This is a genomic window from Salinisphaera japonica YTM-1 (assembly GCF_003788585.1).
In the GTDB taxonomy this organism is placed as follows: domain Bacteria; phylum Pseudomonadota; class Gammaproteobacteria; order Nevskiales; family Salinisphaeraceae; genus Salinisphaera; species Salinisphaera japonica.
The window spans coordinates 1-23,025 of record NZ_AYKG01000035.1 but is presented as its reverse complement, the minus strand read 5'-3'; the positions used below and the strand labels follow the sequence as shown (position 1 = coordinate 23,025).

The window sequence follows — 23,025 nt, the reverse complement described above, 5'->3', positions numbered from 1 at the left end:
TAAAAGAAACGATGCGCCTACCGTAGCGCACCGCAGCCAAGCCTTGTCATCGGTAACCTTACGCAGGGCCGCTGCCCGGGTTCGACTTATCGGCCAACTGATTGATCAACCAATGGGCACGGCCAAGCGGGCTTCCAACCCGCCGCCGGCGCGTTCATGGAGCGTGATATCTCCGCCGTGGCCCCGCATTACCGAGCGCGCGATGGCAAGGCCGAGTCCCGCCCCGCCGGTTTGGCGGCTGCGCGAGCCTTCCAGGCGCACGAAGGCATCGAAGACGGTGTCACGATCAGCGGCAGCGATACCGGGGCCGCGATCGGCCACCACGATGGTGGCCATGGCGGCATCGGTCACAAGCGCGATATCGGCCTGGTGGCCGTAGGCCAGCGCGTTGTCGATCACATTACGCAGCGCTCGGCGGATGGCGGTGGGCCGACAAGCCACGATCACCCGGGCATCCGGCGAAAACGTCACGGTGCGATCGGCCGCGCGATAGTCTTCGCAAAGCGCATCCACGAGTGCCGCCAAATCCACGCGGCGAGTGGCCTCGATGGCGGTTTCGGCGCGCATGAAGGTCAGCGTGGCCTCGGACATTTCAGCCAGATCATCCAGCGTGGCGCGCATGGCACGCGTGTTGTCGTCGTCAGCCAGAAACTCCAGGCGCAGGCGAAGTGCGGTGATGGGCGTACGCAGATCATGAGCCAGTGCGGCCACAATCCGGCTGCGCTCGGCCACGAACCGATCGATACGCTCTTGCATACGGTTGAAGGCAGCGATCGATTGTCGGATCTCTTTGCCGCCGCGCTCGGGCACGTACTGTTTGGCCTGGCCACGCCCGAAACGCTCGGCAGCCCGGGCCAGCTCGCGCAGCGGTCGCGTGAAACGCCGGCTGACCAGCACCACCAGCACGCTCATGATCGCCAGCGTGATCAACGTGTTGCGCAGCGCGTTACGCGGCCAGCGATCACGCGCCCCCGGCAGGCGTTGATGTACGACCAGCCACTCGTCCGGCCCGCGGGCATAGCCCAGTGCCACGCTGCGCCGTGTCGTTTCGTGCGCCCCGGGCATCAGCCCCTGGCCGATACAGACACGCACACGCGTCTCGGACACGCCCAGGCGCTCGGCAAAGCCGGCCGCCAAGCGCTTCGAGCGCGGCGTGGCGCGCGCACACGCCGGGGCATGTGCTGACAGATCGAAGGCCACAATCCGGCTGGACAAGGCGCCGACCATGGCCTCGGCGCGGGTCGGCGCGGTCAGGGCCAGCGCCCGGTCCACGGCCTGAACCGACTGGGCCATGTAATCAGTCACGATGCGGGAGACGAACTGCTCGCGCTCACCGCGAAAACTCAGATAACCGACGAGCTGGACCACCACCAGGGCCACCAGCGTGAGCGCGATCATGCGGGCGGTCACACCCTGTAGCGGCCAGAGCCTCACGCCGTGTCTACCGTGGGCGTGAAGCGATAGCCCCCGCCCCACACGGTCTTGATGAGTACGGGCTGGCCCGGCTCGGCCTCGATCTTGCGGCGCAGCCGCGAGACCTGGTTGTCGATACTGCGATCAAACACGGCGGCTTCACGGCCCTGGGTCAGATCCAGCAGCTGATCGCGCGAAAGCACGTGGTTGGGGCGTTGAACAAAAGCCAACAGCAAACGATGCTCGCCGGTGGACAATGCCACGGCGATACCGGCGTCGTCCTCGATTTCCTGGCGGGCGACATGAAAACACCAGCGATCAAAGCGATACAGCCCCACCTCGCTGTGATCGCGCTGGGCCGGCAGTGCCGTGGCCCGGCGCAGCACCGCGCGAATACGGGCCAGCAGCTCGCGCGGCGAGAACGGCTTGGTCAGATAATCGTCAGCGCCGATCTCCAAACCGATCACGCGATCGGTTTCATCGGCCATGGCGGTCAGCAGAATCACCGGCACGGCCGTGGCCTCACGCAGCCAGCGACACAACGACAAGCCGTCCTCGCCCGGCATCATCACGTCGAGTATGACGAGATCCGGGGCATGATCGCGCAGCAAGCGCCGCGCCGCAGCGGCGTCGACGGCCGTGCTGACGCGGTAGCCGTGGCCACTCAGATACCGGGCTAATGAATCACGAATATCGCGATGATCATCCACCACAAGCAAATGGGCACTGTTGATATCACTCATGGCTGCAATATACCCAGCCCGTCGACCATCGGCAGGGTCTTGTTGTCACAAGATGTACCAGCCCCGGTGCCTGCGACATTTTGCGACAAACAGACGGGTTGCCGACAGAGTTTCGCGACGCCTCAGGCGTTCAATAGAGGCTCATCTACACGACGTGAGTCCACCATGCGCTTTTTGCCCCCTGGTTACCGACACTATGCTGTCTGCCTGATCGCCGCTACCGCGGCCTTGCCGGCGTTTGCCCAACACGGCGAGGATCGGCCTGATCCGCAGGCGTTGTTCGACACGCTGGATACCGATGGCAGCGCCACGTTGAGCCGCGACGAGCTGTCGCGTCTGCCGGATGTGATGGCCGCCCGGCACGCGGCCCGCATCGATACCAACAACGACGGCCAGATCGACAAGACCGAATACGAGGCCGCAGCCAAGGCCCGGGCCGATCATCGCTTTGATCGCATGGACCGTGACGGCGACGGCCAGATCGGTGTGGACGCGCTGGACGCCCATCGCGGGCATCATCGCCACAAGCATCACCACGATCGTGATCACGAGTCGGCTGACGACAAATCCGGGCACAAGGGTTGGTTCGAGGCCATCGACAACGACAAGGACGGCACGATCTCACCCGAGGAATGGCAGACTGCCGCTACCCGATGGCACCATCGACACGGCGCCGGCCATGACACGAACCCGGCCGCCGCTCATCCCGACGATGCATGATCGGCACCGCGCTGATCGCGCCGGCCGCTTTAACGGCCGGCGCTTGGAGATAGTTTGTTGTTTGTAACCGCCGGCCTGGCCTTTCGCCACACGACAGTCACAGCGCGCGTATTGACGTGGCTATGCCTGCTCGCGGCCATTGTCTGGCTGGCCGGCTGTGCCACCCGCGACGTCGACGCGCTCACGGCGCCGGCGGTGACACTGCCGGACAAGTTCGATCTGGGCGGCACGGCGCCGCTTGCCAATGCCTGGTGGCAGGCGTTTGACGACCCGGGCCTGGATCAACTCATCGATTATGCGTTGACACACAATTTTACGGTCGCGGCGGCCTATGCACGCCTGCAACAGGCCGAAGCCACGGTCAAGAAATCCCGCGCCGGGCTGTTTCCCACGCTTTCCGGCACCGCGAGCGAAAGCGTGTTTCGTCGCCCGCGCTCGGGCGGCGGCTTTTCGGGTTTCAACGGCATCAGCGGGGGTGCCGGCGGCGGGGGTGGCGCGGGCGGTATCGATCCGTCGCTGTTGTTCGGCGGCGGCGGCGGCAACGACCGCTCGCCCTGGTCCAATCAGGAGAGCCTCGGGCTGTCGGCCAGCTATGAGGTGGATCTGTTCGGGCGTATCCGCAACGGTCTGAAGGCGGACAAACTCACCGCCGAGGCCCAGGAAGCCGCGCTGCAATCAGCGGCCGTGACGCTGGCCGGCAATATCGCCAGCCAGTGGTATCAGTACCAGCAGAACGTGGCCCGCGTGAAACTGCTCGAAAGCCAGATCGAGACCAACCAGAACGTCCTCGAGCTGACCACGTTCTCGTTCAACAACGGCCAGGCAGCGGCGGCTGACGTCCTGCGCCAGCGGCGTACCGTGGCCGGCTCACGGGCCCAGCTGGCCCAGGCCGAGGCCCAGGTACAGGTCGCCCGTCATGCGCTGGCGGTACTGGTCGGGCGTAGTTCCAGCCTGTTCGAACCGCCGGCCGGCCAGCTCGTGGATCTGCCGGCCCTGCCCGCCACCGGCGTGCCCTCGACCACGCTGATGCGGCGCCCGGACGTACGCCAGGCTTATTACACCGTGGCCTCGTCGAGCGCGGCCGTGGCGGTGGCTATCGCCGATCGTTTTCCGCAGCTGTCGCTGAGCGCCAACTATTCCGGCGACAACTCCAATAACGCCCTGTTTTCGAACTGGATTCTGCGACTCGGCGCGCAGCTGACCCAGCCGATCTTCGATGCCGGGCTGCGAGCCGCCGAGGTCGATCGCACCAAGGCAGTGGTCGATGAAAACGTGGCCGATTATCAACAGACCCTGGTCGAGGCGCTGCAAGAGGTCGACGATGCGCTGATCAACGAAGACCGCCAGCAGGTCTATCTGAAACGCCTGCGCGAACAGCTGGATACGTCAGAAAACGTGGTCGCCAATCTGCGCCTGCGCTACCTGCGCGGGGCCACCGATTATCTGGACGTGCTCGATGCCCTGCTCACCCAGCAGCAGCTGCAACTGGATCTGCTGACCGGACGTTATCAGCTGCTGGATTACCGTATCAACCTGTATCGCGCGCTGGCCGGGCCGATTGATGATCGCCCGATCGGCCCGGCCACCGATAACGACGCCGGCCAGACGACCGCATCGAGGCCCCCGCGTGTCCAATCCCCGAGTTCTTCATGAGTGCATCCACCGACCGCCCCGACACACGCCGCCGTTCTTGGTGGGCCCGTCTGGCAGCGATTGCCCTGCCGCTGGGGGTGCTGGTGGCGGCCGTGGTTCTGGGCGTCATGCTATTCGCCAATCGGCCCACGGCTGATCGCAGCACGAAGGTCGACAAACCCAGCGCGCGCCTGGTGACCATCACCCCGGCCGAGCCGGCCCCGAAAACGTTGATGATCAGCGCCAACGGCACGGTCGAGGCCGCCCAGGCCACTGAGCTGCGCGCCCGCGTGTCGGGCCAGATCCTCTCATTGAGCGATGATCTGGCGCCCGGCACTCGCTTTGATAAAGATGACGTTCTGGCTCGAATCGATCCCGCCGATTACCGGCTGGCTCTCGATCAGGCCCAGACCGAGCTGGCCAAGGCACAGGCCTCGCTGGATACCGAAAACGGCCAGCAGGCCGTGGCCCAGCGCGAGCTCGAACTGGTGGGCTCGGAAAACGTCAGCGACAAGGAACGCAATCTGGCACTGCGCGGGCCCCAGCTGGCCTCGGCACGGGCGGACGTGCGCGCCGCGCAGAGCCAGGTGGAGCAGGCCCGGCTGGATCTGTCGCGCACCCGGGTCAAGGCGCCGTTCGCCGGTATCGTCACGGCCCGCAGCGCTTCGGTGGGCGATGTGGTCAGCTCGACCGAAACCCTGGCCAATCTGGCGGCCACGGATGTGTACTGGGTCAATCTCTCGTTACCGGTGGATCAGCTGCGCTGGCTACATGCCACCGAATCGAGCGCCGACCAGGGCTCGGCGGCCAAGATCTATTATCGCGATGCCTGGGGCCCTGATGCCTATCTGGCCGGCCACGTGCTGCGGGTACAGGCCCAGCTTGAGGAGCAGGGCCGCCTGGCGCGCGTGCTGGTTCAGGTGCCTCACCCGCTGGGTACGGCCAGCAATAACGATCAGGCGCTGTTGCTGGGGGCCTATGTCACGGCCCGGCTGAGTGCGCAGATGCCGGATAACAGCGTGGTCATCGATGCCTCGCTGGTCCGCGAGAACGACCAGGTCTGGCTGATGAGCGACGACAACACGCTGGAGATTTGCCGGGTCAACGTGGTCTATCGCGACGACAATCAGGCCGTGGTCACCGGCGATCTGGCACCGGGTGAAACACTGGTGACCAGCGATCTGTCCGCGCCGATCCAGGGCATGCCGCTACGGGTCGAGCAAGCCGAGCCCACACCAAGCGCCGCAGCGCCTGAGACCGCAGCTGACAACGAACAGGCCCGGAATGAGACGTCTCTGCGCATGGCACCGGCTTATACCCGTCTGGCGGCCGACGACACGGTAGCGGCTTCATGAGCCCGCGTGGGGCGTCGAGCGCGCCGACGGAAAAGACCGTCATGGGCGGGATGATCGCCTGGATGGTCAACAACCGGGTCACGCCGAACCTGCTGATGTTCGTGCTGCTGATCGGCGGGCTGTTCTGTACGTCTTTGATCAAGCAGGAAGTCTATCCGCAGTTCGCCGTGCCCTATGTCTCGGTGAGCGTGTCGTATCCGGGGGCAACGCCCGAGCAGGTCGAGCAGAATATCGTGCTGGCCATCGAGTCCAAGGCGCAGGATGTCGACGGCATCCGCGAGACCACGGCCACGGCCAGCGAGGGCTCGGGCACGGTCACGTTCAAGATCAACGAATCGGCCGATATTCAGACCGTGTATCAGGACATCCAGCAATCGGTGTCCCAGATCACCACGTTCCCGGCCAACGCCGAGCAGCCGGTGATCTCGACGTTTACCGGCGGCGATCGGGCCGTGCTGGACATGCAGCTTTACGGCAACGTTTCGCAGACCGCGCTACGCGCCTATGCCGAACAGGTGCGTGACCGCCTGCTGGCTGCCCCGGACATCACGTCGGTGGCCCTGGAAGGCACACAGACCTTCACCGTCAATATCGAGGTGCCCCAGGCGCGGCTGCGGGCCTACAACCTCACCCTGCCCGAAATCGGCGACCGGGTACGCCAGGCCGCGGTGGACGTGGGCGGCGGTGAGGTCGACACTAAATCCGGCCAGATCCTGCTGCGCCTGAAAGGCCGTCGCGATCGCGCGGCCGAGTTCGCCCGAATCCCGATCCTGACCACCACCGACGGCACGGTCATCCGTCTGGGCGATATCGCCAACGTCACCGACGGCTTTCTGGATACCAACACCGCGGCCACCTACAACGGTATGCCGTCCATCGGCATCGGCGTATCTCGCGTGGGCGATCAGACGCCCACGGAGGTATCGCAAGCCGCGCGCGCGGCGATGGCCGATGTCGCCGACACCATGCCGCCCCAGCTGCACTACGCCATCAACGGCGATCAATCCAAGGTCTATGATCAGCGCCTGCAGCTGCTGTTGAAAAATGCGGCCATGGGGCTGGCCCTGGTGTTGATCGTGCTGGCCCTGTTTCTGGATCTGAAGCTGGCGTTCTGGGTCACGATCGGTATTCCCACCTCCTTTCTCGGCGCGTTTTTGTTCCTGCCGCTGTTCGGCACGACGATCAACATGATCTCGATGTTCGCCTTTATCGTGGCGCTCGGCATCGTGGTCGATGATGCGATCGTGGCCGGCGAGAACGTCTACGAGGCCCGCGAGCGGGGTGCTTCACTGACTGAGGCCGCGGTCACGGGCGCGCGCGAGGTCGCGCTGCCGATCACGTTCTCGATTCTGACCAACATCGTGGCCTTCGCCCCGCTGTTATTCGTTCCGGGGTTTCTGGGCAATATCTTCGCCACTATTCCGGTCGTGGTGATCACGGTGTTCGTGATCTCCTGGGTCGAGGCCATGCTCATCATGCCCTCGCATCTGGCCCATAGCCGCAATCGTCGTCGCAACCGCGCCAGTCAGTTCATCTATGATCGCCAGCAGGCGTTCTCGCGCGGGTTCTCGACGCTGGTAGCCGAGCGCTATCAGCCATTCGCCGCGCTCATGCTGCGCTATCGCTACCTGACGGCGGCGATCGGCCTGGCGTCACTGATCCTCGTGCTGGCGTGGGCGGCCTCGGGCCGGCTGGGCTTTTCCCTCATGCCCAAGGTCGAATCCGACCGCTCCGAGGCCACGCTGACCATGCCCTACGGCACGCCCATGGCGCGCATGGCGGCGCTGCGCGAAAAACTGGAAAACGCCGCCGATGCCGTGGCAGCCGACAACGGCGGCGACAAACTGCTGGAAGGCGTATTTGCCACCATCGAAGGCAACGAACTGTCGATGCGGGCCTACCTCACCGCGGCCGATATACGCCCGATCAGCACCTCACAATTCTCGAAGGCCTGGCGCGCCGCGCTGGGCGACGTGCCGGGCCTGCAGTCCTCGCAGTTCCAGTCCGATGCCGGCGGCCCGGGCGCCGGCAAGGATCTCACCGTGGAGCTGTCCGCCCGTGATACTGATCTGCTCAATCGGGCGGCCGAAAGCCTGGCCAAGCGTATCGGCGAGTTCGCCGGGGTGTATGACATCGACCCCGGCGTGGCCCAGGGCAAGCAGCAGCTATCGTTCACGCTCAACGATCAGGGCCGCTCGTTGGGCCTGTCCAACGAGACGGTGGGCGCTCAGGTACGTGCGGCGTTCTACGGCGACGAAGCCCTGCGCCAGCTGCGCGGCTCCAACGAAGTGCGCGTGATGGTCCAGCTCCCCAAGGACGAGCGCGACAGCCGCTCGGCCGTACGCAACCTGCTCATCCGAACCCCGGACAACACCTACGTCCCGCTATCACAGATCGCGGATATCCAACCGACCAATGCGTTTACCACCATCAAACGCAACGACGGCCAGCGCACGATCCAGGTCACGGCCAACGTCACCCCGCGTAGTGCCACGAACCGGATCATGAATACGCTCAACGCCGATATCCTGCCGGATCTGAAGAACCAGTACCCGGGCGTGTCGACGGGCTACGACGGTATCCAGGAAGACGTGACCGATTCGGTCAACGCCATCTTCGCCGGCTTCGTCATCTCCATGGTGCTGATCTATATCCTGCTGGCCATCCCGTTTAGAAGCTATATCCAGCCAGCAATCGTCATGCTGGCCATCCCGTTCGGCGTCGTGGGGGCCATCATCGGCCACGTCATCATGGGCTACTCACTGTCGGTGATCAGCCTGTTCGGGCTGGTGGCCCTGGCCGGCGTCGTGGTCAACGACTCGCTGGTACTGATCTATTACGCCAATACCCTGCGCGACCAAGGCAAGACACCGATCGAGGCCATCCGCCTGGCCGCGGTACGCCGCTTCCGTCCGATCGTGCTGACCACGTTGACCACCTTCGGCGGCCTGGCGCCCATGATTTTCGAGACCTCGCTACAAGCCCGCTTCATGATCCCGATGGCGATCTCGCTGGGCTTTGGCATTGTCTTCGCCACCGGCATTACGCTGGGCTTGGTGCCCTGTTTCTATGTCATCGTCGAAGACATCAAGGCCGGCCTCGCGCGCGCCCTGAACACTGTGACGTAGCAGTACGAACCGCATACCGCGGATATAGCGGTATGCTTTGATCACTCACACCACGCCACGAGGCAGGCCACGATGCCCGGATGCCCAAACAGATCCCGAACCGGTGTCGGGCTCGTCCTGATAATCCTTGCCGCAAGCCTGGCCGGCTGTGCCGGATCCAGCGCAACGAAGGCCCCGCCCACCGCCACGACGCCGGCCTATAACGCCGACGCCCATGTGCTGATACCCCAGGGCGATTCAACTGTGTTGACGACGTTGAAGCAGCGCCTGGCTGCGCGTGGCTGGTCGTTTGCGCCGTACACGGCGGACATGACGCGAGGTATTGACGATTACCGGGCCATGGCGCAGCGCGCGCGCTACCGGTTGACCGTTCAGGCCACGGAGATCGGGGCCTGCGATAGCGGGCAATCGAGCTATCGGTATCGTGTGGCGCTGATCGAAAACGCCAGCGGCGAGGTCCCGATCACGCTGTCCGGGGCGGATTGCCTGGGCGTGATTGATTCTGGTTTTGCCGACGCCTTGCAACAGCACCGGATCGTGGCTGGCGCGCGCCCTTCTAGCTGATTGCAGGCTCGCCGCGCAGGCTGGCGATCAGACCGTCGCGATAGTCGGGAAACAGAAATCGATAGCCCGTATCACGCAACAGCCGGGCGTTGGTCATGCGCCGTGATTCCGACAGAAACGATAGCCGCATCGCTGAAAACCGCTGTTCTGCCTCAGCCCAGTCGATACGCGGCGGCGGGTCGGTGCCCAAGAGTTCGGCCAACGTATCGCTATAAGCCGTGCGCGAAGTAGGGGTGCCGTCAGTGGCGTTATAGAGCCGATGGGCCCAGCGCTCGTTGACCGCTTTCCATACCAGCGCGCCCAAATCATCGATATGGATACGATTGGTCCAGGCATGGGCGCTGTCATCCAGAACCGGCTCGCCGGCCAGGATCCGATCGACCGGCAGCCGGCCTGGGCCATAGATGCCCGGTGCCCGAAGTATCACCGCCTCAGGCACGGCCTCATGCAGCCGTGTCTCGGCATCCACTCGGCGCCGGGCACGCTCGCTGCCCGGGGCCACGGGCGTGTCTTCATCGACCCAGCCACCGCCGTGATCCCCGTAGACGCCGCTGGTGCTGATATAGGCCGTTGCCGGGCGGTGACCGGCCAGGGCTTCGCAGATCCCGGCCATGCGCGTGTCCGCCGTTCCCTGGCGCGGCGGCGGTGCGCTGTAGACCAGGCGATCCGCTGAGGCAAGCAATGCCGTTTCGGGCGGCTTATCGTCCAGATCCCATTGGCGTGCGAGGGCGCCCACGCGCCGCGCACGGATCGCGCTGGCCCGGCTGCGTACCAAGGCCGTGACGCGCTCACCGGCCGCCACGGCCCGCGCGGCCACGCGCAGGCCCGTATCACCACAGCCGATGATCAAGGTATGGCTCATGTCACATAGACGGCTTTTTCCAGCCCGCGTCGATAGCTCTTGCGAGCCCCGTCGGCATCGTCCAGGCGTTCCTGTAGACGGCCCAGCTCGAGTGCCGCCTGTGGCCCCACGCGGGCCGCGGCCTCGGAATCCAGGTAGTGCCTGGCCCGGCCCCACAGCTTGCGGGCCAGACACAGCCGGCCGGCCACGAGCATCAGCTCGGGCTGCTCGCCGTGTTTTTCGATCCAGGCCTCGACGTCGGCCAGCTGCGAGTTGTCGTCACGCGGGGCCAGCCGGCCGAAGATCATGACCATGTCGCGGTCATAGGTCTTTTTGAGCGTGGTGCGGATCACGTTGGCCGCCTCGTCTTCTTCGCCAAGCGCCGACAGGCAGCGGGCATAGTAGGCCGCGATCTTCGGATTGCTCCGATCGGTCTTGGATAGATTGCGCCACGCTGTGCTGAGCGCACCTGTGTCGTTAGGCTGGGCCAAGGCGTGTACGGCCGCGGCTTCACGCATGGTTGTCAAGCGCGTCTGCGAAACCGTGCCGACCTTGGTGAGATCCGGCAGCAACTGGGCCAAAACGTCGTATCGCTCGGTGGCCAACGCGTGTTCGGCGTAGAGACGCAGCACCCACGGGTGCCTGGGCGCGGTCGTGCGCAGACGCGCCAGCGTCTCGTGGGCGGCCTCATGCTCGCCGGCGGCGATCTGCAGCTCGGCGCGGGTCATATCCACGGCCAGATCGCTCAGGGTTTCATCCTGGCCGGCGGCACTCAGATAATTGTCGCGGGCGTCGGGCTTGTTTTGATGATGCGCCGCGCGGGCCGCGAACAGATGATGCAGCCCCGGTGCCTCGTGGGCCTCGGCATGGTCTTCGAGTTCTGTTTCGGCGCGGGCCCAGTGGGCCTCGGCATAATAAGCCAGCCCTTCATGCCACGACCGACGGGCTTTCTTGGCCCGGCGCCGGGCCCGAAAGCGACGAATCGTGGTCGGCGCGAAGAGGATCGCGGTCAGAATCTTCCAGGCAACGGCGATCAGCCAGACCGATAACAGCACGCCGGCAACAGCAAACAACACCGACGTCTGGATCTGCCAGCCATTGAACGAGATGAGCACGTAGCCCTGGCTGTCTCGAAAGACAACCGACAGCACGATGCCGGCCACGATGAATACGACGACTCCCAGCAGCAAGCGACGCATCATGCGCCTCCTTCGGCAGCCGCGGCGGCCTTCTTGTCAGATTCCGAGCCGCTTACCTTGCCCGTGTCGTCACCGGCCGGCGCAGTCGTCGAGCCGCTGTTTGCGCTCTGGCTCATGATGCGACGCAGCCGGCTGAGGCTATCGCTGATATCCGGCGCCTGCCAGGCAAGCTCTGCCTTGGCCAGCTCATCGAGGGTCGAAAGCATGCCCTGGGTCGCGCTGGCATCGGTATCGAAGAACTGCTGAATCGAATCCTTGGCATCCGACAGGCTGGCGCGATAGGCCGCCTGATTGCCATCCAAGAGAGCCAGGCGCGCGCTTCGCAGCGACAGCTGTACGTTCTGTACCAGGAAGAACGCCTGATCCGGAGCCATCAGCGTCGGCGTGTTCTGCGTGCCGTTGGCCCGGCGTACGCTGACCATGCTGGCAAGCGCCTGGCCGGCACGATCGGTCAACTGCTGCCACCGGCCCTGCCAGTCGATACCGGCAAAGCCGCCGTCGCCGTTGTTGCCGGTCGCGCCATTCTGGCTGGCCTGCTCGTTCAGGTTCCCCTGGTCACTCTGAGCGCTCTTGTCGCGCTTGTAAGCCGAGGGCACGTCGGTTTCCGTGGGCAGCTGGGGCACACGATTGACCAGTTTGGACAGCGTCAGCGCCAGGCCTTCGATGTCCGGATTCGGCAGGCTCTTGAGCTGGCTCAGCTCGTCGGCAATGGCCTCGCGCACGGCCCGCAGCTGCGGATAGCCGGCCTGGGCGATGACGTCATCGGCTGTCTTCAATGCCGCGATCGCGCCCTGCGGGTCACGATAGATCGTCAGGCGCTGGCTGGCGGTTTCCAGAAGCGCTGCCGCGCGCTGCTCGATGAACGTTTCGTTATTACCGCCAAGCGCGTCCTGCAGCTGCTGATTCTGGCTGCGCACCTGAGACAGCGTATCCTGAATGTCTTGCAGCGCCTGATCTTGCTGCGACACGCTCTGATCGATGTTCGACACGCGGCTCGTCAGCTGCGAGACCTGCTGATCGGTGCCCTCGACCCGTGAGCCCAGCTTCTGCTGGATCTGGCTTTTCACGTTCTTTGTCGCGGTATCGATCTGGCTGTCGGTGGCCGCGGCACGACTCTGGCCCTGCATATACAGCCAAGCCGCGCCGGCCAGCGACAACAAGGCGACGATGAGGGCGACGACAGCCACGATGAGGGCAATCGGCCGTGCGCCACCGCTGTTGTGGCCACCCCGAGCCGGGCCGCTCTTTCCACCGGCCGGCGGTGTGGTACTGCCTCCTGCGGCCTGCTTCGGATTCGCTGCGGCATCACGGCTCGAGCTGTCTGGCCGGGTGGCAGCCGCGGGCTTCGCGCTGCCGGCTCCTGACGTGCTCGAACTCGGCGCGCCCTTGGCCGTGCCGGATGCCTGTGACGCCGCCCCGCCCTGGCGCTTGGTTGTCGCCTCGGGCGTGCTGCCGCCCGATTTGGCGGCGGTCGTCGTCTTGGTCGAGGCCTTGTCCGCGGGTGTTTGATCCGCCGGCTTGCCGGCATTGGCTGACGCCGCCGCGTTCTTGGACGTGCCCGACTCAGGATTTTTAAGGTTTTTGGATTGGGTATCAGCGCTATCCGCGCCGCTACCGCCTGAAGATTTCTTGTCGCTCATGCGCTGTCGCTTTCCCCCGGAATAGCGTGGCGGGATGACGCCGACTCGCCCACCGGCACCCGTGCCAGTGCATCGCACACGCCGTGCCCACTCATGGGGGCGATGATCGTCGGCGTATGCTGCCAATCGATGTCACATAGAGTGATTTGTACCACACGCGGGCTGGCCGCCACGAGAAACAGCTCGGCCAGACGCTGACGTTCGTCGCACTCGCACTGATCGATCAGCGCACGCCAGGCGGCTTCGCTGGTGAGCACGAGCGTATCGCAGGCAGCCAGTAATTCGGCGCGGCGCGCCGGCGCGAGGCACGCACCCCGGCGTCGGTAAAGCGAGAGCCGCTCGACGCGAAAGCCGCGCGTTGCCAGCGTATCGGCCAGAAGCGTGCGCCCACCTTCACCGGCCAACAGCGCCACGCGCGCCGTGTTGGCGCTGTCCAGTTCGGGCATGGCCAGCAACCCTTCGCTGTCGCTAGCCTCAGGCACAGCAACATCACGCCCGGTGGCCGCGGCCAGCGCGGCGGCTGTGGCCTGGCCGACCGCGATGAGCCGGCCCGTGGGCGCCCAGGACGGCGCATGCACGACGAGCGCCTCGATGGCGGCCGCCGAGGTGGCGATCACGATATCGGCGTTTTCCGCGGCCTGGATCTGTGCGGCAAGCGCCGGGCTGGCCGCGGCCGGCTCGATACGAATCAACGGCTCGACAAACACACGAGCGCCACGCGCTTCGAGCGCGGTTTGCCAGTCGCCGGCACGCTCGGCCGGCCGGCTCAGCCAGACCGAGCGTTCGGCCAACGGCCCATTGCCAGCCGATGGGCCCATCAGCTCAGATCGGCAAGGATCTTGTCGGCACCGGCGGCCAGCAGGCGCTCGGCCAGACGATGGCCCAGTTCGGCGGCCTCGCCGACCGGCCCGGTGATCTCGTCGCGTACCATTACACTGCCATCAGGCCGGCCCACACAAGCCCGCAGATACAGCGAGCGCCCGTCGTGCGTGGCATGTGCTGCAATCGGCAGATGACAGCTGCCTTCCAGGCGCGCATTGACCGCACGCTCGGCATCAATGCGGACATGGGTGTATTCATCGTCCAGATGCCCGATGGCCTCGGCGGTGTCGGTATCGTCAGCCCGGATCTCGATACCAAGCACGCCCTGGCCGATCGCCGGCAGCGATTGCTCCGGGGTGAGCTCACAACGGATGCGCGCGGCCAATTCCAGACGCTCCAGCCCGGCACAGGCCAAGAGGATCGCGTCGTAGTCGCCGGCGTCCAGCTTGGCCAGCCGAGTCTGGACGTTGCCGCGCAGGGAGACGATCTCCAGGTCCGGGCGCATATGCTTGATCATCGCGGCCCGTCGTAGACTGGAGGTGCCCACCACGGCCCCGGCCGGCATTTCTTCCGGATTGGCATACGTGTTGGATACGAACGCATCCAGCGGGCTGGCCGGGGCCAGCACCACCGGCAAGGCGAATCCCGCGGGCAGCTCGGCCGGGACATCTTTCATCGAGTGCACGGCCAGATCCGCTTCCCCGGCCGCAAGCGCGGCTTCCAGCTCTTTGAGAAACAGCCCCTTGCCACCGATGGCCGACAACGGCCGGTCGGTCACGCGATCGCCTTCGGTCGAGATTGGCAACAGCGCGACCTCGGTATCAGGCAGGGCCGTGGCCAGGCGCGCCTGAACATGCCGTGCCTGCCACATCGCAAGCTGGGATTGGCGGGTGGCGATACGCAGGGTCTTGGACATGATCGATGAATCTCAATGGTTAAGGGCGTGTCATCTTATTCTGCGAGTTACCCGCAGCCGACGCGCCATGCGGCGTCATATCTCATGACGACACGCCCTAGGCCAGCAGGGCCTTCACATCGGGCAGGCGCCGCCGCGAGACCGGCACGATCGCGGCGTGCTCGGCGATCGTCAAGCCGGCGCTGCCGTCGTCGCTGTACTTGAGGCCGGTAACATGGGCCCGGGCAACCAATGCCTTGCGGTGCACGCGTACGAAGGTTTCGGCCAGGGACTGTTCAAGCGTGGCCAGGGACTGCTCGATCAACAGCTCGCCGTCGCGATGAAATACAGATGTGTATTTGTGATCGGCCCAGAAATACAGGATATCGCGGATCGCCACCCGCTCGATGCCGTCACGGGTACGCGCACTGACATAGCCACTGGCCGTGCCGATATCCACGTGCTCGGCCAAGGCAGCGAACTGAGCCCGGCTGGGCCGGGCCGCGCGTGCCAGTGCCGCAGCCAGATCCTCGCGGCGCACCGGTTTCAGCAAATAACCGGCACAGACGGCGTTGTGCGCCGACAGGGCATGCTCGCTGTGGGCCGTAATGAAGATCACGGCCGGCGGCAGGTTGGATCGCGACAGCGCATCGGCGATCTGCAGGCCGTCGCGTCCGGGCATGTTCACATCCAGCAAAACTGCATCCGGGGCCAGATCCGCCAGACGCGGCAGACAGTCGCTCGTGTCGGCGATCTCGCCGATCACCGCGTGCTCGTCCAGGGTCTCGACCATGCGGCGCAGCCGCTCGCGGGCCAAGGGTTCGTCGTCAACGATCACCACGTTCATGTCATATCGTTTGATTCGGGCTGCGGCACGACCAGCGTGACAATAAACGAGCACGCATCGTGCGAAAACTCCAGGCTGGCCTGGCTGCCATAGGCCAGCCCCAGTCGATCGCGGATATTGCTGATCGCCTGGCGATGTCCGGGCACCCGCTCGAGCTGGCCGGCAATCGGGTTGATCACCGTGACCGTGAGCGTTTGCCGCGTGCATCGGGCGATCAGCTGCACCCTACCACCCTCGGCCCGGCGCGCCACACCGTGGCCGATCGCGTTTTCGACCAGCGGCTGGATCGTCAGCGCGGGCAGGCGTGCCTGCTCGGCCGCGGTATCGATATCCGTGATGAACGACAGCCGCGCGCCCAGACGCAGCTGCTCAATTCGGACATAAGCCGCCACCAGCGTCATCTCCTCGGCCAAGGTGACCTGCTCGGCGGTTTCATGGGCCAGGCGCGCACGCAGCAGCGCGGCCAGATCCTCCAGCGCGGTTTCGGCGGCCTGCGGGCGTGTCGCGGTCAGGGCAGCGGCACTGTTGAGGGTGTTGAACAGAAAATGCGGCTCGATGCGGGCCTGGAGCGCTTCCAGGCGCGCCCGGGCCTCGGTCTCGGCGCGCGCCTGCCAGGCTGCCCGCAGCCAGAAATAACGCAACGCCAACGCCGCCACCACGCCGCAGATGCCCAGGCTGCGCAGTACGAAGGCCATGGGGCTTGCCTCGACGAGCAACACCCAGAAGCCGGTATAAGGCCCCGCCAGCAGCGCGGCCTCGGTGATCACGAACGTGATACCCAGCAGGCTGACATACGACAGGATCATGACCTGGCGCGTGGACAGGCCGTATGCCCAGCGACGAATCAGACACAGGGCTGCGGCACTACAGACACCGATCCAGAGCAGATAGACCGACAGCAGGAAGATAAGCCGCCAGACATCGGCCGATTCCGAGCTGCCCAGCGCCAGAATGATCGCGACTGCCTCGCAGACCGCCAGCACGCGGAAGATCCGCGCACCGGTACAGAAATCCGGCAGGATCGCGGGGCTGTCGTTGGGCTCGGGCATGCGCCGAGTCTTTGGACAAACGCCCCGTGGCGTCAAGCACGGCCGAATGCCGGGCAGCGTTGATATACTCAGCGCGCGATTTCGGTCAGGCCAAGGACAACACGCATGAGCACCCAATCGAGCCACCAGACCTGGGGCGGGCGGTTTGCCGAAGGCCCGGACGCCCGCGTGGCGGCCTTTACCGAATCCATCTCGTTCGAGACCCGGCTGGCGCCCTACGATATTCAGGGCTCGATCGCCCATGCGGGCATGCTCGCGCATATCGGTGTGCTCACGAGTGCCGAGTTCGAAACCATCCGTGACGGCCTGCTGGCCATCGATGAGCAGATCGCGGCCGGCGAGTTCCCCTGGGACCCCGCCCTCGAGGACGTCCACATGAACATCGAGGCCCGGTTGACCGAGAACATTGGGCATCTGGGCAAGAAACTGCACACCGCGCGCTCACGCAACGATCAGGTGGCCACCGATGTACGGCTCTGGCTGCGCGATGCCCTCGATCATCTAATCGGCGAGGTGGATCGTCTGCGGTCAGGGCTGATCGGCCTGGCCGAGCGCGAGGCCGATACCATCATGCCGGGCTTCACGCATCTCCAGGTGGCCCAGCCGGTCACTTTCGGGCACCACATGCTCGCCTGGCAGGCCATGCTCGCGCGTGATGCCGAACGCCTGGGCCAGATCCGTGCACGGGCCAACGTATTGCCGCTCGGGGCCGCGGCCCTGGCCGGCACCACGTTTGCCATCGACCGCGAGCGAGTAGCCGCCGAGCTGGGTTTCGACGGGGTGATCGACAACTCGCTGGATGCGGTGTCAGATCGGGACTTCGCGATCGAGTTCGTCTCGGCCTCGGCCACGATCATGATGCATCTGTCGCGTTTTTCCGAAGAGCTGATTCTGTGGATGAGCCCGGCGTTCGGCTTCGTCGAGCTGCCTGATCGCTACTGCACGGGCAGCTCGATCATGCCGCAGAAGAAAAATCCGGATGTCGCCGAGCTGACCCGCGGCAAGACCGCACGCGTGCAGGGCCATCTCACCGCCCTGCTCACGTTGATGAAAGGCCAGCCGCTGGCCTACAACCGCGATAATCAGGAAGACAAGATCCCCATGTTCGACACCGCGGATACGGTCACGACCTGTATCGCGCTGTTTGCCGACATGATGCCGCATGTGGCCGTTGATAGCGCACAGTGCCGAGAGGCCGCCCGCCGCGGCTTTGCCACTGCCACCGATCTGGCCGATTACCTGGTGCGTGCAGGCGTGGCGTTTCGTGATGCCCATGAAATAGTGGGCAACTGTGTGTCCACGGCCATCGAACAGGGCTGCGACCTGGCCGAGCTGGAGCTGGCCACCCTGCAACGTTTTTCGGATGCCATCGGCGGCGATGTCTACGAGGTGCTTACGCTGGAAGGCTCGGTGGCCGCGCGCGACCACATTGGCGGCACCGCGCCCAATCAGGTGCGGGCCGCAGCCGCGCGGGCCCGCGCGGCGCTTGCCGGCTGAGAGTCGTCATGAGCGTGCGTGTCTATGTATTGCTGGGTGATGCCGCGATAGCCGAGCGGGTCGTCGAGGCCCTGCGGGCACAGGGCGTGGCCGATGCGGCCCTGCATGCCGTGGCCCGGCATGATCCCGAGCACGCGCTGCCCGAGGCCGGGCTCTGGGAGGCCACCGATATCGGGCCGGCCGCCGGGCGCGGCGCCCTGGCCGGCGGGGCCGCCGGCGCGGTGGCCGGCCTGGCCGCACTGGCGTTTCCGCCACTGGGCATCGTGATCGGCGGCGGTGCGGTTGCGGCCAGCGGCCTGGCCGGCGTGGGGCTGGGCGCCTGGGTGGCCAGCATGATCGGCGTGAGCGAATCCTCGGCCGAGGTCGAGGGCTACGATACCGCCATCAAGAACGGGGCCGTGTTATTGATGATCGACTGCGATGACGGCGACCAGAATGCGACTGCCGAGACCATTCACGAGATCGCCCCGGCTGCCGACGTGCGCGAAACACCGCGCGATACCCCGCCGGCCGCCTGAGCGGCCGGCGGCGCGGCCGGGCATCAGCCGAACAGATCAACCCGACGACGAAACAGCGCCGAGATATCCTCGTCGCCGTGGCCGTCGGCCATCAGCTGCTCGTAGTCCTCGCGGGTCTTGTTGGCCAGAGGCAGGTCGCCGCCGTTCTGGCGGGCCATATGCGCACAGATGCCCAGATCCTTGTGGTGATGCTTGAGCTTGAAGCCGGGCGTGTAGTCATCGGCCACCATGGTCTTGCCACGATGATTGACGAACCAGTTGCCCGCGGCCCCGGAGCCAACCACGTCCACGACCTTGTCCAGGGGTAGATCCACGGCCTTGGCAAAACGCATGGCCTCGCACACCGCCTGATTGATACCGGCCACCATGATCTGATTGACCGCCTTGGTGGCTTGGCCGGCGCCGATCGGCCCCATGTGCGTGATGGATTTCCCCATTGCTGATAGCACGGGTTCGATATCGGCGAATACGGTGTCGGCTGCCCCCACCATGATCGAGAGTGTGCCCTGCTTGGCGCCTTCGGTGCCGCCAGAGACCGGCGCATCCACGAAAGCCGCCCCCGCGCCGGCCACGCGCTCGCCGGCCTCGCGTGCGGTATCGCTGGCCACGGTCGAGCAATCGATGACGATATGCTCGGACGATAACGCCGGTACCAGCGCATCGATCATCTCCAGCACGTCGGCATCGGCCGAGACACAGAGCACAATGGCGCGCGCGGCCTCACAGGCCGCGGCCGGGTTGTCATGAGCCGTGACGCCGTGGCTGTCGGCGAACGCATCGGCCTTGGCCTGGGTACGGTTATACACACCGGTCAATAGGCCGGCCTTGGCCAGATTGGCGGCCATGCCCTGGCCCATGCCGCCCAGGCCCAGAAAAGCTGTCTTCATGAGGTTGTTCCCGTCGATGAACCTGACCGGATGATAAAGTCTTGTGTTGACCGGCCCCAAACACACGAGCTCCATGACAGGCAAACGCGGTGCGCTAACGGCACTGATCGTCAGCTGTGCACTGGTTGTTGCCCTGGCCGTGGCCGCGGTGGTGGCACCGGGATATATCGCGCGCTATTTCGTCGTGGATTATCTGGAAGCCCAGGGCCTGGCCGTGGATATCGACAAGATCGATATCAATCTGCTGACCGGGCATGTCGCTATCGATGATGCTCATGGGGAAGTTACCGACGGGCCCAATGCCGGCGAGGGCTTCACTATCGGGCACCTGGGGCTGGAACTGGCTTATCCGCCGCTGCTGGATCACAAGATCGTGCTCGAATCGATATCGCTTCGCAGTGCCACGATCGATATCACCCGGGGGCCCGATAACGGGTTGACCATTGCCGGCGTGGCCCTGCCACAGGGCCAGTCCTCGGGCGGTGGTACCTGGCGCTTCGGCGTGGAACAGGTTCAGGTCGGCGCGCTGCGCGTGCACTACAAACAGCCGGCGATGGGCAAGACACCGGCCATCGATCAGGTGGTCACGCTCAACCAGTCGGGGGCCGAGAACATGGTCACCTGGCGCAAGGGCGAGCCTATTCCGGTGGATGCCCATCTCGGGGCGGCCGGGGGCAGCCTCAGCCTGTCGGGCTCGATGGCCCCGCTGGCCGACAGCCCGACGGCCAACCTGCATATCAAGGCCGAGAACTTTCCGGTCTCGATGCTCGCCCCGCTGGCCAAGCAGGCCGGGATCGATCGTGCCGACGGGCGTATCGATACGGATCTGGATCTGTCGCTGACTTACGACGCCGACAAGCATCTGCTCATTCACAGCGACGGCCAGACGGTCTTCGAGGGGGTGGTGCTGGTCCAGACGAGCGGCATGCGGATCGATGCCGATGCCGTGTCTTTCGACGGTATCTCCGATTGGCGATTGATGCGCGCGGACGCCGAGCCGGGTGAGATCACCACGGACGGGCGTTTTGTCCTCGACGATCTGTCTATCCAGAAGACCGGCACGCTCGATCTCACGGCCGACAAGGCCGCCTGGGCGGGCAAGAGTTTCGTGAGCCTGGATGATCCGTTCCGCATCACAACCCACGGCACCTATAACGATGCCAACGTACGGCTGGTCTCGTGCGATCGGCTGAAACTCAAGGCGGCCTCCGAGCACCTGACCGGCGACCTGGAAACCACGTTCAGCAAGAACAGCACCACCATCGTCAGCAACGGCACGTATCGCGCCACGGCCTTCGAATTCGCCGTACCGGGCAGCCTGTCGACAACAACCGACGCCATGGACTGGCAAGGCACCACCTCGACCACGCTGACCGGCAAAGCCACGCGGATCGATACCAACGGCCGGCTCGGCGGCAAGAACCTGGTCTTCAAGATCCCCGAGACCAGCATCTTCACCACCGACGATATCGACTGGGACGGCCAGACCCATATCGACTCCGGCACGTTGTTCATACACGCAGCACGCGGGCGCCTGGTGACCACCGGCGCGCGCCTGGATCTGCCGGCCATGCCACTGGCCTTTATTGCGCATCGTTTCATTTACGATGGGCGCTACGGCCAGACGCCCGATGCCAGTGGCAACGCCCTCAAGCTGGTCATGTCCGGCGAGGCGATGGGCACCGATCTGGACGTGCGTAACACGACGATCAACGCCCCGTGGTTGGCCACGCTGCAGGATCATGCCAGCGGCATCGAGATCGACGGCCTGTCGGATATCCGCGTTGATCGCCTGGAGACGAGCGGTGTTCGCATCATGGGCGATACCGATACCGATTCAGAGGCCATACAGGCCGTCTCGCTGGATCTGAAAAATTTCCATCTGCGTGATTTGCTGCACTACGAGCTCGAATCGGCCACGCTCAAGGACGCGATCATGCACTTGCGTCGTGACCTGTCAGGCTACGGCGTGATCAGCGAATATTTCGGCGGCAACGGCCAAAAAAGCGCCAACAGCCCGTCTGCGTCCAAATCAGAAGACACGTCGAAAAACACCACCGGCGGCGCCACCCAATCCACGTTCTCGATCAAGCATCTGGGCATCAGCGGGCCTTCGGTCTGGTTTGTGGATACCGTGACCGAGCCGCATGTGGCCCTGCACGGCATGGACCTGAACTTCGTCCTGAACGATCTGGATACGGCCAGGCCCGACCGGGACGCCGATTATCGGTTGTCGATCGATCTCGGCGCCTACGGGCATTTCGATAGCACCGGCACCGTGGCCCCGCTGGCCTCGGGCGGCATGAACATGGATATCGATGCCTGGCTGCGCTCGTTGAACATGCCCTCGCTGTCGGGCTATCTCAATCAGGCGATGGGCCGCAAGATCGCGCGCGGGGCCATCAACGGCACGCTGGATCTGAAAGCCAAGGCCGGCCAGCTCGATGGCAAACTCCAGGCCACGATCAGCAACTTCCGACTGGCCAACGACAGCGACAAGGTCACCGAGATCGCGCTCGGCATCAACATGGAAACCGCGCTGGCCATCATCCGCGGCCAGGATGACGAGTTCACCTTCCAGTCCAGTATTCTCGGCGACGTCACCAACCCCTACTTTTCGGTCGACAACCTCGTGCGAGAGGCCGTGCTGGCCGGTATCCGTACGGCCCTGCTGTCGAACTATTCGCCGGTGGGCCTGGCCAACAAGATCAAGAACGTGTTCTTGAACCTGTTCCGCTCGGTCGAGGGCCGCCCGGCCATCTTCGCCGAGGGCAAGCATTATGTCCGCCCCGAGGATCGTCACTATATGGGCCTGATCGCCCAGGCCATGAACAAGAATCTCGACTGGACGTTGACCGTCGAGGGCCAGGGCGTGCCGGCCGATGCCAAGGCCATGGATCTGTTTCAGACCGGACGTATCGACGACGACAACCGAGTGGCTCTGGAAGACCTGGCCCGTAGCCGCGAAGAAGCCATCCGCGACTATCTCGCCGCGCGTGGCGTGAGCCCCAACCGGATCATCTCCAAGGGCCCGACCGTGCTCGACGACGACGAGGCCAAGCCCCTCGTGCGCTTCACGCTCGACAAGAAGAACGACTGATCGACACCGGCGGGCGCGTTCTTTTTTCCGTCCGCAAATGGACGCGAATAAAAGCGAATGAATACAGTCGGTTATCCGCAGATTCACGCAGATGAAACGCCGATGGCTTTGGATGGCAGGTCTATTGTCTCGATATCGCAGCTCACGAGGGCAGGCTGTTTCGGATCGAAGAGAG

General features: G+C 64.9%; 18 protein-coding genes. 8 read left to right on the top strand and 10 right to left on the bottom strand.

What is annotated here, in order from left to right:
- Positions 1-105 precede the first annotated feature (105 nt).
- Both SAJA_RS11125 and SAJA_RS11120 read right to left on the bottom strand, forming a co-directional pair.
- Positions 106-1,434 carry a HAMP domain-containing sensor histidine kinase gene (locus SAJA_RS11125; protein ID WP_245963306.1) on the bottom strand — a complete coding sequence of 443 codons (1,329 nt, stop codon included), beginning with the start codon at positions 1,432-1,434 and terminating at the stop codon, positions 106-108.
- A complete protein-coding gene (locus tag SAJA_RS11120; RefSeq protein ID WP_123658750.1) occupies positions 1,431-2,156 on the bottom strand; it encodes a response regulator in 726 nt (241 codons plus the stop codon). The genes SAJA_RS11125 and SAJA_RS11120 overlap by 4 nt, the downstream gene beginning before the upstream one ends.
- Positions 2,157-2,321: 165 nt before the next feature.
- On the opposite strand from SAJA_RS11120, the gene SAJA_RS11115 reads away from it, so the two are divergent.
- From SAJA_RS11115 to SAJA_RS11095, 5 genes are all read left to right on the top strand, one after another.
- Positions 2,322-2,876 (top strand): EF-hand domain-containing protein, encoded by a 555-nt coding sequence (locus tag SAJA_RS11115; protein WP_184999857.1) that lies wholly within the window; start codon positions 2,322-2,324, stop codon positions 2,874-2,876.
- Positions 2,877-2,933: 57 nt separating this feature from the next.
- The gene (locus SAJA_RS11110; protein WP_221180221.1) at positions 2,934-4,529 is read left to right on the top strand and encodes an efflux transporter outer membrane subunit; all 1,596 of its coding nucleotides are present in this window, start codon (positions 2,934-2,936) and stop codon (positions 4,527-4,529) included.
- On the top strand, positions 4,526-5,863 hold the full coding sequence (locus SAJA_RS11105) for an efflux RND transporter periplasmic adaptor subunit (RefSeq protein WP_123658747.1): 1,338 nt from the start codon (positions 4,526-4,528) through the stop codon (positions 5,861-5,863). The genes SAJA_RS11110 and SAJA_RS11105 overlap by 4 nt, the downstream gene beginning before the upstream one ends.
- Complete coding sequence (locus SAJA_RS11100) at positions 5,860-8,991, top strand: efflux RND transporter permease subunit (protein WP_245963305.1); 3,132 nt, start codon at positions 5,860-5,862, stop codon at positions 8,989-8,991. The genes SAJA_RS11105 and SAJA_RS11100 overlap by 4 nt, the downstream gene beginning before the upstream one ends.
- A 243-nt stretch (positions 8,992-9,234) precedes the next feature.
- Positions 9,235-9,555, top strand: coding sequence for a hypothetical protein (locus tag SAJA_RS11095; protein ID WP_123658746.1), 321 nt, complete (start codon positions 9,235-9,237; stop codon positions 9,553-9,555).
- Here SAJA_RS11095 and SAJA_RS11090 read toward each other — a convergent pair.
- From SAJA_RS11090 to SAJA_RS11060, 7 genes are all read right to left on the bottom strand, one after another.
- Positions 9,548-10,417: a Rossmann-fold NAD(P)-binding domain-containing protein gene (locus SAJA_RS11090; RefSeq protein WP_123658745.1), complete on the bottom strand. Its 870-nt coding sequence runs from the start codon at positions 10,415-10,417 to the stop codon at positions 9,548-9,550. The two genes, SAJA_RS11095 and SAJA_RS11090, sit on opposite strands and share 8 nt — an antisense overlap.
- The gene (locus SAJA_RS11085) at positions 10,414-11,595 is read right to left on the bottom strand and encodes a heme biosynthesis HemY N-terminal domain-containing protein (RefSeq protein ID WP_184999856.1); all 1,182 of its coding nucleotides are present in this window, start codon (positions 11,593-11,595) and stop codon (positions 10,414-10,416) included. Before SAJA_RS11085 ends, SAJA_RS11090 begins: the two co-directional genes overlap by 4 nt.
- Entirely contained in the window at positions 11,595-13,235 is a 1,641-nt protein-coding gene (locus SAJA_RS11080) for a uroporphyrinogen-III C-methyltransferase (RefSeq protein ID WP_123658743.1), read from the bottom strand. Before SAJA_RS11080 ends, SAJA_RS11085 begins: the two co-directional genes overlap by 1 nt.
- Positions 13,232-14,053, bottom strand: coding sequence for a uroporphyrinogen-III synthase (locus SAJA_RS11075; protein WP_123658742.1), 822 nt, complete (start codon positions 14,051-14,053; stop codon positions 13,232-13,234). The genes SAJA_RS11080 and SAJA_RS11075 overlap by 4 nt, the downstream gene beginning before the upstream one ends.
- Positions 14,053-14,976, bottom strand: coding sequence for a hydroxymethylbilane synthase (gene hemC, locus SAJA_RS11070; RefSeq protein WP_123658741.1), 924 nt, complete (start codon positions 14,974-14,976; stop codon positions 14,053-14,055). The genes SAJA_RS11075 and hemC overlap by 1 nt, the downstream gene beginning before the upstream one ends.
- Positions 14,977-15,070: 94 nt before the next feature.
- Positions 15,071-15,799 carry a LytR/AlgR family response regulator transcription factor gene (locus SAJA_RS11065; protein WP_123658740.1) on the bottom strand — a complete coding sequence of 243 codons (729 nt, stop codon included), beginning with the start codon at positions 15,797-15,799 and terminating at the stop codon, positions 15,071-15,073.
- Positions 15,796-16,848: a sensor histidine kinase gene (locus tag SAJA_RS11060; RefSeq protein WP_123658739.1), complete on the bottom strand. Its 1,053-nt coding sequence runs from the start codon at positions 16,846-16,848 to the stop codon at positions 15,796-15,798. Before SAJA_RS11060 ends, SAJA_RS11065 begins: the two co-directional genes overlap by 4 nt.
- Positions 16,849-16,953: 105 nt before the next feature.
- Between SAJA_RS11060 and argH the strand changes: the two genes are divergently transcribed.
- Both argH and SAJA_RS11050 read left to right on the top strand, forming a co-directional pair.
- Entirely contained in the window at positions 16,954-18,345 is a 1,392-nt protein-coding gene (gene argH, locus SAJA_RS11055; RefSeq protein WP_123658738.1) for an argininosuccinate lyase, read from the top strand.
- A gap of 8 nt (positions 18,346-18,353) precedes the next feature.
- Positions 18,354-18,863, top strand: coding sequence for a DUF1269 domain-containing protein (locus SAJA_RS11050; RefSeq protein ID WP_123658737.1), 510 nt, complete (start codon positions 18,354-18,356; stop codon positions 18,861-18,863).
- A 23-nt stretch (positions 18,864-18,886) separates the two neighbouring features.
- Here SAJA_RS11050 and SAJA_RS11045 read toward each other — a convergent pair whose 3' ends face one another.
- Positions 18,887-19,750 carry an NAD(P)-dependent oxidoreductase gene (locus SAJA_RS11045; protein WP_184999855.1) on the bottom strand — a complete coding sequence of 288 codons (864 nt, stop codon included), beginning with the start codon at positions 19,748-19,750 and terminating at the stop codon, positions 18,887-18,889.
- Positions 19,751-19,823: 73 nt separating this feature from the next.
- Between SAJA_RS11045 and SAJA_RS11040 the strand changes: the two genes are divergently transcribed.
- Positions 19,824-22,850, top strand: a complete 3,027-nt coding sequence (locus SAJA_RS11040; protein ID WP_123658736.1) for a DUF748 domain-containing protein — start codon at positions 19,824-19,826, stop codon at positions 22,848-22,850.
- Positions 22,851-23,025: the final 175 nt, after the last annotated feature.

Bases quoted from the DNA above. Each gene is read 5' to 3' on its own strand.
- SAJA_RS11090 (WP_123658745.1), bottom strand. From the start codon at position 10,417: ATGAGCCATACCTTGATCATCGGCTGTGGTGATACGGGCCTGCGCGTG.
- SAJA_RS11100 (WP_245963305.1), top strand. From the start codon at position 5,860: ATGAGCCCGCGTGGGGCGTCGAGCGCGCCGACGGAAAAGACCGTCATG.
- SAJA_RS11115 (WP_184999857.1), top strand. From the start codon at position 2,322: ATGCGCTTTTTGCCCCCTGGTTACCGACACTATGCTGTCTGCCTGATC.
- SAJA_RS11120 (WP_123658750.1), bottom strand. From the start codon at position 2,156: ATGAGTGATATCAACAGTGCCCATTTGCTTGTGGTGGATGATCATCGC.
- SAJA_RS11045 (WP_184999855.1), bottom strand. From the start codon at position 19,750: ATGAAGACAGCTTTTCTGGGCCTGGGCGGCATGGGCCAGGGCATGGCC.
- SAJA_RS11065 (WP_123658740.1), bottom strand. From the start codon at position 15,799: ATGAACGTGGTGATCGTTGACGACGAACCCTTGGCCCGCGAGCGGCTG.
- SAJA_RS11085 (WP_184999856.1), bottom strand. From the start codon at position 11,595: ATGCGTCGCTTGCTGCTGGGAGTCGTCGTATTCATCGTGGCCGGCATC.
- SAJA_RS11040 (WP_123658736.1), top strand. From the start codon at position 19,824: ATGACAGGCAAACGCGGTGCGCTAACGGCACTGATCGTCAGCTGTGCA.
- SAJA_RS11060 (WP_123658739.1), bottom strand. From the start codon at position 16,848: ATGCCCGAGCCCAACGACAGCCCCGCGATCCTGCCGGATTTCTGTACC.
- SAJA_RS11080 (WP_123658743.1), bottom strand. From the start codon at position 13,235: ATGAGCGACAAGAAATCTTCAGGCGGTAGCGGCGCGGATAGCGCTGAT.
- SAJA_RS11105 (WP_123658747.1), top strand. From the start codon at position 4,526: ATGAGTGCATCCACCGACCGCCCCGACACACGCCGCCGTTCTTGGTGG.
- SAJA_RS11075 (WP_123658742.1), bottom strand. From the start codon at position 14,053: ATGGGCCCATCGGCTGGCAATGGGCCGTTGGCCGAACGCTCGGTCTGG.
- SAJA_RS11050 (WP_123658737.1), top strand. From the start codon at position 18,354: ATGAGCGTGCGTGTCTATGTATTGCTGGGTGATGCCGCGATAGCCGAG.
- argH (WP_123658738.1), top strand. From the start codon at position 16,954: ATGAGCACCCAATCGAGCCACCAGACCTGGGGCGGGCGGTTTGCCGAA.